The organism is Nocardiopsis nanhaiensis (assembly GCF_054778635.1).
This window is the reverse complement of sequence record NZ_BAAGZJ010000043.1, coordinates 48,286-61,031: the sequence shown is the minus strand read 5'-3', so window position 1 is coordinate 61,031 and position 12,746 is coordinate 48,286. Positions and strand designations below refer to the sequence as shown.

11 protein-coding genes are annotated in these 12,746 nt (G+C 68.9%); 5 read left to right on the top strand and 6 right to left on the bottom strand.

From position 1 onward, the window contains the following. Window positions 1-344: 344 nt before the first annotated feature. The 3 genes from ACYVD1_RS20440 (at window position 345) to ACYVD1_RS20430 (ending at window position 4,014) form a co-directional block, all read left to right on the top strand. Complete coding sequence (locus ACYVD1_RS20440) at window positions 345-1,064, top strand: TetR/AcrR family transcriptional regulator (protein ID WP_460775217.1); 720 nt, start codon at window positions 345-347, stop codon at window positions 1,062-1,064. A gap of 538 nt (window positions 1,065-1,602) precedes the next feature. Then, a complete protein-coding gene (locus ACYVD1_RS20435) occupies window positions 1,603-2,376 on the top strand; it encodes a siderophore-interacting protein (RefSeq protein ID WP_460775215.1) in 774 nt (257 codons plus the stop codon). Window positions 2,377-2,727: 351 nt separating this feature from the next. Then, a complete protein-coding gene (locus tag ACYVD1_RS20430; protein ID WP_460775211.1) occupies window positions 2,728-4,014 on the top strand; it encodes an MFS transporter in 1,287 nt (428 codons plus the stop codon). A gap of 62 nt (window positions 4,015-4,076) precedes the next feature. Here ACYVD1_RS20430 and ACYVD1_RS20425 read toward each other — a convergent pair whose 3' ends face one another. The 5 genes from ACYVD1_RS20425 to ACYVD1_RS20405 form a co-directional block, all read right to left on the bottom strand. After that, complete coding sequence (locus ACYVD1_RS20425) at window positions 4,077-4,817, bottom strand: anti-sigma factor (RefSeq protein WP_460775208.1); 741 nt, start codon at window positions 4,815-4,817, stop codon at window positions 4,077-4,079. Next, entirely contained in the window at window positions 4,814-5,404 is a 591-nt protein-coding gene (locus ACYVD1_RS20420; protein WP_460775204.1) for a sigma-70 family RNA polymerase sigma factor, read from the bottom strand. Before ACYVD1_RS20420 ends, ACYVD1_RS20425 begins: the two co-directional genes overlap by 4 nt. Window positions 5,405-5,537: 133 nt before the next feature. Further along, window positions 5,538-6,218: a fasciclin domain-containing protein gene (locus tag ACYVD1_RS20415; RefSeq protein WP_460775200.1), complete on the bottom strand. Its 681-nt coding sequence runs from the start codon at window positions 6,216-6,218 to the stop codon at window positions 5,538-5,540. Between the two features lie 137 nt (window positions 6,219-6,355). Further along, window positions 6,356-7,990 (bottom strand): molybdopterin-dependent oxidoreductase, encoded by a 1,635-nt coding sequence (locus tag ACYVD1_RS20410; RefSeq protein ID WP_460775197.1) that lies wholly within the window; start codon window positions 7,988-7,990, stop codon window positions 6,356-6,358. Between the two features lie 110 nt (window positions 7,991-8,100). Beyond that, window positions 8,101-8,709 carry a fasciclin domain-containing protein gene (locus ACYVD1_RS20405; RefSeq protein ID WP_460775193.1) on the bottom strand — a complete coding sequence of 203 codons (609 nt, stop codon included), beginning with the start codon at window positions 8,707-8,709 and terminating at the stop codon, window positions 8,101-8,103. A 258-nt stretch (window positions 8,710-8,967) separates the two neighbouring features. Here ACYVD1_RS20405 and ACYVD1_RS20400 point away from each other — a divergent pair, with 258 nt between their 5' ends. Further along, window positions 8,968-10,560, top strand: a complete 1,593-nt coding sequence (locus tag ACYVD1_RS20400) for an OmpA family protein (protein ID WP_460775191.1) — start codon at window positions 8,968-8,970, stop codon at window positions 10,558-10,560. 142 nt (window positions 10,561-10,702) lie between these two features. On the opposite strand, the gene ACYVD1_RS20395 is transcribed toward ACYVD1_RS20400, so the two are convergent. Continuing rightward, window positions 10,703-11,395, bottom strand: coding sequence for a hypothetical protein (locus tag ACYVD1_RS20395; RefSeq protein ID WP_460775188.1), 693 nt, complete (start codon window positions 11,393-11,395; stop codon window positions 10,703-10,705). A 354-nt stretch (window positions 11,396-11,749) separates the two neighbouring features. Here ACYVD1_RS20395 and ACYVD1_RS20390 point away from each other — a divergent pair, with 354 nt between their 5' ends. Then, window positions 11,750-12,739: a LysR family transcriptional regulator gene (locus ACYVD1_RS20390; RefSeq protein ID WP_460775185.1), complete on the top strand. Its 990-nt coding sequence runs from the start codon at window positions 11,750-11,752 to the stop codon at window positions 12,737-12,739. Window positions 12,740-12,746: the final 7 nt, after the last annotated feature.

Sequence of the window (12,746 nt, the reverse complement as noted above, 5' to 3'; positions counted from 1 at the left end):
CGAGCGGGCAGTGGACCGGGACCCCGAACGAGGCTCTGGACTGCGCGTGTGGTGTCCACCTCGCCGATCTCGGGGAGCACTGACAGTAGTCAGCACTCCCCGAAGGACTTATGAATCGCTGCACTAGTCAATCCACACCTATGTCGGAGGCCCTCTCTTATTGCCAAATCAACCCCGGGCTGTACTCAACCTCTGTGGTCAGTACACCTAGGCCACGCCTCTTTGGCGAACCGGGGCGTCCGGATGCCGCGACCAGGGCGGCCGAGTACGTGCCGACAATCGAACGGTGGGCAGCGCGGGGGCAGGCTAAGCTCGACGGCGAACCAGCCGGTGGAGGAGGGGCGATGACCGCGCAGACCCGGCGGGAGCGGCTCCGGGCGGCCACCCTGGCCGAGGCCCGGACGACCGCTCGCCGACTGCTCGTGGACCGGGGTACGTCGGCGGTCACGGTGAACGCGGTAGCCCGGGAGATGGGGCTGAGCGGACCGGCGCTGTACCGGTACTTCACCGGACACGACGAACTGGTCGAGGCGATGACCGCCGACTTCTACGAGGAGCTGACCGGGGTGGCGGTCGCGGCCCGCGACGCGCACGCCGAGCGGGACGCCGGTGTTCGGCTGCGGGCGATGTGCCGGGCGATGCGCGGCTGGGCCGTGGCGCACCCGGCCGAGTTCGAGTGGACCTTCGCCCGGCCGTTGCGTGAGTCGCGCGGGCACCTGCCCGGATCACCCCGGCGCGCGGCCGGGGGCGGGTTCGAGCGGGTCTTCCTCGGTGAGTTCGTCGCCCTGTGGGAGAGCGCACCCTTCCCGGTGCCCGTCCTGGCCGACTTGGAACCGTCTCTGCGGGACCAGCTCCGTTCCTACTCGGAGCAGATCGACGGTGTCCTTCCGCCGGAGGCGGCGCACGTGTTCCTGTCCACCTGGGTCAGGCTCTACGGGTTGCTGTGTATGGAGGTCCTGCGCCAGTTGGACTTCGCCTACTCCGATGTGGAGCCGCTCTTCGAAGAGTGCCTGCGGGAGGTCTCCGGCCTCTTGGGTCTGGAGTACGCGCCTCCGGAGTACTGACCGTCCCTCCGGTCCAACACCGTTGTCGTCGGGCGTTGGTGGTTGCTCTGGGGGTGGGGGTTGCTTCGGTGGTTGCCCCTGGTTGGGGGTGCCCTGCTGGCTTGGGGCCCCTCCTTTCCCGCCGCCCGATGGTGGCGACCTTGAGGCGCGCAGCGGAGACGGCCACCATCAAGCGGCAGGAAACGGGGTAACCCGCACCCAACAGCAAACCGCCGCCCACGAGCCGCCACGCTGAACCCCGAGCCCGCGCTGAACCCCAAGCCCGCGCGGACAGGAGTACACCCCAAGGGCACACCCCCAGGGCAGGGGAGTCCAACACCCTTTGTCACCAGGCTCTAAGGCAACGGTGTTGCCCCTCCGGTCCCGTCCACCTCACCCATTCCTCCTGCCTCCCCTGTTGCATTCGTCGCGTGGGTCCCTTTCCTCCCCCGAGCGCTCCCTCGGCCTCCCGCCCATCATCGCCCTTGACGTTCAGGTGCGGCCCGTGTTGAGTTAGAGAGTCTAACTAAATCTACAAGCTCTAACAAGGGAGTCCGGAATGGCGGGTAGCAGTGTGCGGCGCAGGTCGTTCAATCCCCTGGCGTACCACTTCGACCAGTACCGCTTCACCGGTACCGTCACCGAGGCCGGGCAGGTCACGCCGTCCCTGCGCCGGATCCGGATCCGCTCGGAAGAATGGGCCGAACGCGAGTACATCCCGGGTCAGCACGTGCGCGTCGAGATCCTCGACCCCCTGTCCCTCCACGGCATCGTGCGCCCCGCCGAAACCCTGCGCACCTACACGGTCCGCGACCTGGATCCGGATCGGGGCGAGTTCGAACTCTGGGTCCACCTCTTCGATGGCGAGGGCATCGGCCTGCACTGGGCGCGTACCGTCACGGTCGGCGATCAGGTGCGACTCTGGGGGCCGCAGGGCGAGCCGGGCCTGCGCCGTGCGGCGGCCTTCCACCTGTTCGTCGGCGAGGAGAGCGGTGCCTGCGCCTTCCCTCCCCTATTGGCCGCGCTCGGTTCGGACGCTCACACCATCGGGGTGCTGGAGAGCGACTCAGCGGGCGACGAAGTACCGGTCTCCGGGTTGGACCGGGTGGTCCGGGTCCACCGCCACGGCGTGTCCGCGGCCGCGTCGCGGTTCCTGCCCGCGGCGGTGGCCGAACTGGATCTGCCCGAGGGGCCGGGCTTCGCCTACGTCGCTGGTGAGGCACGGACCGGCCAGGCGGTCCGGGCCCATTTGGTGGGAGAGCGGGGATGGTCCAGGGGCGCGGTGCGCGTCAAGGCCTTCTGGGCACCGGGGAAAAGGGGTTTGCACCACTGACTTGCCGCCGAACCTCGGCCGAACCTGCTTCGAGCCGTCCCGGATTCGCTACTGTTCGGACACCGTTCAGCTGTGCGGTGTGTCATGTATTGCACGCGCACATGAGGCCGATAGTGGCCATTGCGTCGGATCTGAGTCACACCAGCCGTCAGGGGCTCGCCAATGTCCATAATAGGCGCATAATGGCGATATGAGCATCCCACCCCCAGGATCCCCTTTCGTGTTCCCTGCTCCCCTCAACTGACGCCCCGGCTCGGATGAATTCCGCGGTGCGGACGACAGGGATAACGCCCGGAACAGGTCTCGGATCACCCCGGACCCCACAGGGAATACGACAGGGGCTCGTACACCATGACCATGGAACGGCGGAAGCCGTACCTGCCTCCGCAGCCGGCGGGGGGCGAGTCGGCGGAACCCGGTCCGCTCATTCGCAACCAGGGATTCCAAGCCCTGTGGACCAGCCGTTTCTTCGCCGGCCTCGGTAAGGAGAGCGGAGAGGTCGCCTATCCGCTCCTCATCCTGCTGTTGGTCGGCTCGGCGGCCCAGGCGGGTTTCGTCGGCGCCGCGCAGGTGGCCGCGGCCATGATCACGGCGGTCTTCGGTGGCTCCCTCGCGGACCGGGCCAACCGGCGTACCATCCTGCTCATCTGCGACTTCGGCCGCTTGATGCTGCTCGTCGCCTTCGCCGGAATCCTGTTCGGCGGGCACGCCACCGTCCCCATCGTGATCTTCGTGGCGGTGGCGTCGTCCGCGCTGATGGGTATCTCCAATCCGGTCGCCATGGCAGCGATCAAGCAGCTCGTGCCCTCCTCCCAAGTGGCCAGCGCCTCCGCTCAGAACCAGATCCGCTTCGCCACCACCACCGCGCTCGGAGCGCCCATCGCCGGTTCGCTGTTCGGCCTGGGCCGGGCCTTCCCCTTTCTCGCGGAGGCCGTCTTCTACCTGGTCTCCATGGCCCTGGTGCTGCGTATCCGCAGGCCGATGCAGGCTCCCCGCGGGTCTGAGCCGGAGGGGTGGAGCCTCCGCGGGACGGTGAGGGGGTTCGCGCTCCTGGCCCGGCACCCGATCCTGCGGCCGATGATGCTGTGGATCGTGGGGTTCAACGTCGCCTTCACCCAGACCGGGGTGTTCCTGGCGCTCATCGCCACCGCGGACGACCGGGGGGCCTCCCATCTCGCGGCTGGAATGACCGTGTCCCTGGCGGGAGCCGGGAGCCTGGCGGGTGCCCTGGTGTCGGGCCCGATCGTGCGCTGGGCGCGGCCGTCCCTGATCTTCTTCGTCACGGCCTGGTCCGCGCCCGTGTGCGCGCTCGCGCTCCTCGTCGCCCCGGGGGTCCTGTCACTCGGACTGATCATGGGATGCGTGTTCGCCGCTGTTCCGTGCGTCAACGCCCTGTTCTTCAGCTACGTCACCGCCTCAGTGCCCGACGGCTCCCAGGGGCGTGCACTGGGCGCGGTGACGTTCATGGCCCTGCTGTCCCAACCGGTCGGGATCCTCGGGGTGGGAATCGTCTTCGACCTCGCCGGATCAGATCTGGTTTTCCTGATGATGGCGGTGGTATCAGGCCTCGCGGCGCTGTGCACGCTCGGTTCCACCATGCGTGACCTGCCGAGACCGGAGGAGACCGCGGTGCCGTGAGCCGGACACGGCCGCGGCCCCCGCCGGGGGACGGGGGCCGCGGGAGGCGGGGTGGCCAGGGGTTACCCGGCGACCTCCATCGCCATCACCGGATCGGAGGTGGGCTGTTCCGACCCGCCCTCGGGCTCGACGGTCACCGCGACACCGTCGGTCTGCTCGTCCTCAGGGGTGGCGAGCATCGGCATCACGAAGCCGTCGTCCTCGACGGCGAGCACACCCGCGGAATACACGGTGCCGTCGTCACGGGTGAGCCACAGCTGATAGTCCTCGTCCTGGAGATCGTCCAGGCCGTGCGCGCTGAACACCAGGTCGCCCAGGCTCTCCGAGTGCACGACCGCGACGCTCACGCCCTCCATCGGCTCGGCGCTGGTGGAGACCGAGTCCGGGTCCGCGAGCACCGCGGCGATCTGCTGTTCGTTCGAGCGGAGCTCGTCCACCTGGCTGCGCTGATCCAGGACCACCGCGCCGAGGGCGACGATCAAGGCCAGGCAGGCGGCCAGGGTGAGCCCCAGAGTCCAGGGCCACCCGCGGCGGCGAGGTTCGGCCAGCCGCTCGAGCGGCGGGGCGAGCTGCCGGGTGCGCGAGACCTCCTCCAGTACCTTGGTCCGCAGCTCCGCGGGCGGTGTCTGGGCGGCCGCCGAGGCCAACAGGGCCGAGGTCTCGGTGAAGCCGCGCACCTCCTGGACACAGGAGTCGCAGTCGGCCAGGTGGTCCTCGAAACGGACACTCTCGCTCGGGGTGAGGGCGTTCAGTACGTAGGCGCCCGTCAGTGAATGCGGGTCCTGACTCAGCGTCTTTCTCACCACTCCACCCCCAAACAGTCCCGAAGTCTGATAAGTCCGTCACGCATACGCGTCTTGACAGTGCCCAAGGGTGTCGACAGTAGCTTGGCCACTTCCCGGTAGGAGTATCCACCGTAGAAGGCCAGGCGTACCGACTGTCCCTGGGTTTCGGTCAGTGTGTCCAGACATCGGCGCACACGCTCGCGTTCGAGCCGGTTGGTGGCCTCTTCAGCCACCTCGTCGTAGGGCCGTTTGGTGTCCGCCGCAGCGGCTCTGGCCTCGCGGTCCGTACTGGCCTGTTCCGATCGGACCCGGTCCACCGCCTTGCGGTGGGCGAGGGTCATCACCCAGGCCTGCGGGCTGCCTCTGCGCGCGTCGTAGCGGCAGGCGCTGCGCCAGACCTCGACGAGGACTTCCTGAGCGACCTCCTCCGACTGGGCGGGGTCGCGTAGGATCCGTCGGACCAGCCCGTAGACGGATGGGCTGATCAGGTCGTAGACCTTGCCGAAGGCGTGCTCGTCGCCCCGGGCCACGCGGCGCAGCAGTTCCTCCAGGCCCGGTGGCCCCGCATGGACCGCTCCCTGCGGCTGCGCTGCTGCCCTGTCCATCTGCATCCTTCTCGTCGTCGGGGGTGCGGACCGTGAGTCGGAATCGGTGGTCGGTGATCCCACCCTGGGACCCGGGCGGCCCGGCGTCAACGCGCGGACCGCCCGGGGAACCTTGGGTCAGGACACCCTGTCATTAGGCGGGCATCAGGACCGTGTCGATGATGTAGACCGTGGCGTTGGCGGTCTGGACGTTGCCGCAGACGACCTCGGCGTCCTCGTCGACGGTGAACTCCTCACCGGCGCCCTCAGTGGTGACCTCGTCACCCTGGAGCGAGGTGAACGTGCCGTCCTCGAGGTCGGCCGGGGTGTGCTCACCCTCGACCACGTGGTAGGTCAGCACCTCGGTGAGCTCGTCCTGGTCCTCGAGCAGGGCGTTCAGGTCCTCCTCGGGGATCTCGTCGAACGCGTCGTCGGTGGGCGCGAAGACGGTGACGTCCTCGGCCGAGTTGAGCGTGTCGACCAGGTCGGCCTCTTCCACCGCGGTGACCAGGGTGGAGAGCAGCGGGTTGTTGGAGGCCGCGGTGGCGACCGGCTCCTCGGCCATGCCCTCGAAGCTGCCGTCGCCCTCTTCGGGCACCTCGGCACAGCCGGGGCCGAAGTTCTCGCCGGCCTCCTCCATGCCGTTCTCGTCGTTGCCCTCGTCCATGCCGTCGCCGTTGGCGTCGTCGTCCTGCTCGGTGTCGCCCATCTCGGGCGCGTCGTCGGCGCCGTTGCCGTCCATGTCACCACAGGCCGTGAGACCGAAGGCGAGCGCGGCGGCCGCGGCGGTGGCGGCGAGTGTGTTCTTGCGGATCATGGCGTTCTTGCGCTTCATCGTTCTCTCCTGGTTGGTGCTCTTACGCGGTTATCTGTGCGTTCTGCTATGTGGACTATGCGTTCTGTTATGTGGTTTGTGTGTTCTATGTGGCCTATGGGGCTTGTGAGGTCTGTGCGGTTTAGCTCAGGTGGGGCTCAGGTCGCTGTGAAGCGGATGCGGTGCCAGCCGGTGGCTCCGTCGGGGATCGGGTCCACCCGCTCCGAAGGCTGGGTGAAACCCGTGGAGTCGGTCGCCCGGACTTCGACGGAGTGGTTTCCCGGCTCGACGGTGGCCTCGGTGACCCACTGGACCCAGGTGTCGATACCGGGCACGACGGCGAGCTCGGCCTCCCACCAGTCGCCGTCGTCCACTCTGACCTCGACGGCGTCGATACCGCGGTGCTGAGCCCACGCTATTCCGGCGAGTACGACCTCCCCGGATTCGACGCGCCCAAGAGGGGCGGGCACATCAACGCGGGACATGGTCTTGACCGGAGCCCGCACGCCCCAGTCGCGCTGGGCCCAGTAGGCCTGCTCGTCGGCGAAACGGGTGAGCTTGATGTCGGTGACCCACTTGGTGGCGCTGACGAACCCGTACAGGCCCGGCACCACCATCCGCGCGGGGTAGCCGTTGACGTGGGGCAGGGGTTCCCCTCCCATGCCGACGGCGAGCAGCGAGTCGCGGCCGTCCATGACCGCTTCGGTGGGTGTTCCGCAGGTCCAGCCGTCGTCGGAGGTACTGAGGATCTGGTCGGCGTCGGCCTGGACCCCGGCCTCGCGCAGCAGGTCGGCGAGGGGGAAGCCGAGCCAGCGGGTGTTGCTGATCAGGTCGCCGCCGATCTCGTTGGACACGCACACCAGGGTGATGTCGGCTTCGACCAGATCACGGGACAGCAGCTCGTCCATGTCGATCTCGAAGGGGCGGTCCACCAGGCCGTGCACGCGGAGGGTCCACTGGGTGGAGTCCAGTCGGGGAATGGTCAGCGCGGTGTCGATGCGGTAGAAGTCCGCGTTGGGGGTGCTGAAGGGCTCCATTCCGGGTATGCCGAGGTCGGCCCCGGACGGCAGGGGCGGCAGCGGCTCGGCCGGTGCGGGCAGGGCCAGCTCGGCCCGGGAACCCGCGCCGCCCATGAGCGACGGCAGCCAGCGTCCGAGAGCACCGGCGGAACCGGTCGCGGCCACGACACCGGCGGCGGTGAACACGAAGCCGCGCCTCCCGGGCCCTCGGCCCGGTCCCGGAGCGGGAACGGCCGGGTTCTCCTCGTCCGCGACCGCCGGTGCCTCCGGCTCCCCTTTCCTTCCCCCCGGTTCGAGGGCGCGGAGCGCGCTTCTCCGGAGGAGGGCGAGTGCCACTGCGCCCGCCGCCGCACTGACGACCACGGCCGCAGCCGCCCCCAGGTCGTCCGTGCGGCGGAGAGCCACGGCGGCGAGCCCCACCGCCGCGAACAGCAGCAGTCCCGCGTATCCGACGAGGGGACGGCGCAGCGCCACGACACCCAGCACCGCCCCCGCCAGGACGAGGACGACCAGGACCCCGGTGATCAGCACGGCCTTGTCGGCCGTCCCGAAGAGTTCGATCGCCCACTCCATGAGGAACGGGGGACTGCTGTCGACGAGCGCGTCGCCGACAGTGACCACCGGAGAGGTCGCGCGGAAGAGCCCGGCGGCGAGTTCGCCGAATCCGAGCGCCGCCCCGACGACGAGCAGGCCAGTACCCACCCCGACGGCTGCCCGTCGCCAGTCGCGTGGCGGGTTCTTCTCCCCGCGTGTCTCGGTAGTCACGTAAGGCATTCGCGGCCGCCGGTCGGCCGGATTGGTGGATGGGGAACTTTTCTCGATTTCTCTGTTCCCGCGTGCCCGGATCAGGGACCCGGGGGCTCACACGCGGCTACCGCCGGGGCTCAGGAGGGGATGACGAGCATGCTCACCGCGTGCACGGTGGCGTTGGCGGTCTGGATATTCGCGCAGACCACGGGTGCGTAGTCGTTGACGGTGAACTCGCCCCCGGACTCGGATACGCGCACCTGGCCGCCGTTGAGGGCGTCGAACATGCCGTCGTCCAACTCCCCCGGCTCGGCCTCCCCGGCGACCACGTGGTTGTTGAGCACGTACGCCAGTGCGTCCGGGTCCTCCAGGAGGTCCTCGACCTCCTCGTCCGGATACATGTCGAAGGCGTCGTCTGTGGGCGCGAACACGGTCAAGCCCTCGGAGGTGTCCATGTCCTCACTCAGCCCCGCCTGATCCAGCGCGTCGGCGAGGTTGCCCAGGACCGGGCTTTCGTCGATGGCGCTGGCGAACGGCTGGTCTGCCATCTCCTCGATGCTGCCGGGGCCTTCCCGCGGAAAATCGGAGCAGCCGGGACCGAAGGGTTCGGCCGCGCTCCCTTTCCCCCCGGCCGAACCCTCCTGCCCGCTTTCCTGGAGTTCCTCGTCGCCCGTATCCCCGTCGCCACAGGCGCTCAATACGAGCGCGAGTGCGGCCGCGGTGGCCGCGAGGGTTCTCTTCCGCATGCGGCGCTCCTCCATGCGATCGCCGTCCGTTACCGGAACACGACGTTACGCGCCAGTAGCCTGTTGCGGGCCGTTCAACTCACTCCACACGCGTCACTCCACACGCGGATGCGAGGGCATAGCGAAGAATCCCCCAGAGGGGTCACCCCTGGCCAAGGCGGTTGACAGCGCTCCTATCGGGACGCCGTGGTCGGTTCGACCCTGTGAGTGCAGGAAGATATTGCCCGTACGTCTCCTCAACGATCGGAGTTCCCCCACATGGCGCGGAAGACGCCCCTCACCGTGGTCGCGCTCATGGTCTCGGGCAGCCTCCTGCTCAGCGGCTGTACCCCGGTGTCCGACTGGTGGTCCGAGACCTTCGGCGACGCGTCGGGTCCGCCGGAGGTCAGGGAGGAGTTCCCCTACGTCCGTGAGGGGCGCATCTTCCAGGACACCGGTCAGGACACCGAGATGCGCTTCGCCATCACCGGCCTCGAACGCACCGCCGATTACACCGTCATGCACTACGAGGTCACCTACCTGGACGACTTCGACGGACCCAACCGGAACCTGAGCATGGCCCACACGCTGGTCGACCCCCTCACCGGCCGCGTGTACCGGCAGTTCCTCGACGACGAAGGGCTCAAGTACGGATCCGAGAGCCCGAACGAGGACGGCCTCTACCCCGTGCACGACGGGGTCACCAACGAGTACACCCGCTACTTCCCGAGGGTTCCGGACGATGTCGAGCAGGTGACCTTCGTCGGCAGCGGCCTGGGTGCCATGACCGGCATCACGATCCAGGACGTGGACGAGGAGCGCGAGGACCCGGAGAACCCCATCGGGCCGGACCACCTCAGCCTCGACAACCCGCCCGACGGGGGCGAGAGCCTCGACTTCGCCAACCGCCGCCCCGACGAGGACGCGCTGGCCGACGAGGGCTGGGTGCAGAGCTTCGTCGACTCCGAGGTCGCCTCCACCACGCGTGACGGTGACCGCGAGATCATCTCGCTGCACTCGGACGTGATGTTCGAGTTCGACCGCTCGGACCTGACCGACGATGCCGCTGACGTGGTGCGGCGCGCGGCCACCACCCTTGCCGAGAACGTCGACCCCGACGATCCCACCATCACCGTCATCGGCCACACCGACGGCGTCGGTGACGACGCCTATAACGACAATCTGTCCGTCGAGCGGGCGGAGAGCGTGCGCGACCTCCTCGCGGAGGAGCTCGGTACGGACTACAACCTCGAGGTCGAGGGCCGCGGCAAGAGTGAGCCCATCGCCCGAGAGGGCGGCTCCGACGACGAGGAGGCCCGCGCGCGCAACCGCCGGGTCGAGTTCTCCTACGTCTTCGACCCCACCGTCGAGGCCACCGAGGACGAGGACTACGACGACGACGGTCTGGGAGTCGCGCAGCGCAACGCCACCTGGCCCGCGCCCTACAGCGACGACCCGGGTTCCGTGGTCGCGGAGGGTGAGGAGGACGGGATCCTCCTGGAGATCCACCCGCTCCGCCGCGACGGTGCCTACGTCGTCGGCACCGTGGCGATGACCAACACCACTGACGAGCCACTAGCCCCGGAGCTGGGCGGTACCGAGTCGGTGGCGGGTGGCCCCGAGCAGTTCAACAAGGGCACGCTCGGCGGGTTCCAGCTCTTCGAGCCGGACAGCGGCCTCGTGCGCTACGTGGCGCAGATGGACTTCGGTGAGGGCCGTTACAGCAGCTTCGCTGAGGAGGTGCACATGATCCAGCCCGGCAACTCCCACGAGCTGGTCGCGGTCTTCCCCGCGCCCCCGGTGGACGTCGAGGAGTTGACCCTGCGCGCCGGACCGTTCGGCGAGTTCGAGGAGATCCCGGTCGAGTACTAGGGGGAGCTCGGAGGAACTCGGGAGGGGCCGCTGGAAGCCGGCGGCCCCTCAGCCGTGTTCCGAGGAGTGGAACCGGGGAGCAGGGCCTCGGACGAGGCCTGCTCGAAGTGCGGGGAACACGGGGTGCCCGCCGCCAGGACGGTTAGCCCCGGATCTGTTCGGCGGCCTGTAGGACGACGCGCTCGAGCTCGCCGCGCTCGACGTCGTCGAAGTAGGCGATGGCGGTGACGTGGAAGTCGCCGGGCAGTTCCAGGTACAGGTGTCGGCTGGACCCGTCCACGGTGCCGACGTATTCCAGGTCGCCGCCGAGGTCGTCGGAGTCCTCCGTGTGGTAGGTGTCCACGTCCACGTCGACGTCCACCTCCCAGTTCATCTCCGCTTCGGTGCCGGGCACCTGGACGACGTCCGGGTTGGCGCTGGGGTCGGTTCCCGACGTGAACACGAGCGTGAAGGAGGGGGTGCCCGGCTCGGTGCTCCCGTCGCTGAACGTGCAGGAGACCTGCTCGGCGCCGTCGATCCCGTCGATGGCGCCGCTGTCCTCGGTGAGGACCGTGCCCGGGGCGAGGTCTCCGGCGATCTCCGCGGCGTTCGCGCTCTCGCATGACTCGGGAAGACCGTAGGCCGAGGAGTCCTCCTCATCCTCCTGAGCCTCTGCGTCCTCGGGGCTCGGGCTGGCGCTCGCGTCTTCGGCGGGGGAGTCCGCTCCGTCCGATGACAGGCTCAGGTCCAGGTCGAGGTCGACCGCGTCGCAGCCGACGAGGACGACACCACCGATGACGACTGCGGCGGCGGCCGTGCCCAGGCACGACAGGGGTTTGGACGGGATCAGGCGCATGGGTGGCTTTCGGTTCGGGGTGCGCCGGGCTGTAGGAGGGGGCTCCGGCAGGGGACACAGGGAAACCTAGCAAGTCCGGCGCCCATAGGGCGTGTTCGGCGCCGTTTCTGGGGCGGTCAGGGGTGGAGCGGACGACCGCCGCGCCGTGCCAGGGGCGGCGATGGGTGGCTTCCGGAATCTCAAAATAAGATTTCCCAATAGTCCGAAACGAGGGAATGCGGTAGGTGGCGGAGTTCACTGTCGTTTATCGTGCTGAATTTACTTTTCCCCCCTGTATCTTGAATCACTCCGGCCTCCCAGCCCTCCACCTCCATCCCGCAAGCCGCCCCCCATCGCACGACGGAGCGTGATCGCATGCTCGACACGGATATCCGCCTGGAGTGGTTCGTTTCCTTTCTTGCCGTGGTTGACAGCGGCAGTTTCGTGGCCGCGGCGGAGGCCACACGCCGGTCACAGCCCAGGGTCAGCCAGCACGTGGCAGCGCTCGAGCGGGAGATCGGTCAGCCCTTGTTCGACCGCAGGAAGCGCCCGGTACGGCTCACCGAAGCTGGTGGCGCGCTGGCCGTGCAGGCCCGCAACGTTCTCCGGGCACTGGAGGTCGCGGAGTCCGCGATGGCCCCGTGGCGCGGCGGCACCCGCGGCATCGTCTCCCTCGGCGCCTACCCCAGCGCCGGTGCCGCTTTCGTGCCCGACCTCCTCCAGAGCCTGGCCGCCAGCGACCCGGACATCAAGGTGGTGCTGTCGGAGCACGCCACGCTGGAGCTGGACGACGCCCTCGTGGGCGGCGAGGTCGACCTGTACCTGCGGCCCATGGCGCCCAAGCCCGTGTCCGCGTCCGTGACCAGCCGCCCCCTGTGGACGGAACCGCTCGTCGTGGTGCACGCCGAGGACCACCCCCTGGCGGACGTACCGGAACCAGTCCCCCTCGCGGCCGTCGCCGCCTACCCGATCGTGTCCATAGGCCGCCTCGACGCTCCCAGCAACGCCGAGTTCGAGTCATGGCACGTCTTCCAGGAGCACGACCTGGCGATCGAACTCGTGCAGGCGACCAACCAGCCCCAGACCCTCGTGTCCCTCGTGTCCCGGGGCATCGGAGTGGGCGTCACCAACTGGCTGGCCGCCTGGACCGCCGATACCTCGGGTGTCCGCGTGCGGCATCTGCGGGGGTCACCGGAGCGCCGCGTCGCCGTGTGCTGGGACTCCACACGGACGCTCACCCCGGCCGCCAGACGCGTCCTCCAGGTCGTCTCCGAGGCCGCGACACCGTTCGGGACCGCGCCCGTCGCTTCGCGGATCGCAGCGCGGCGGAGCGTTCCGGCACAGCGCGTCCAACGGGGCGGCTGAGTATTCG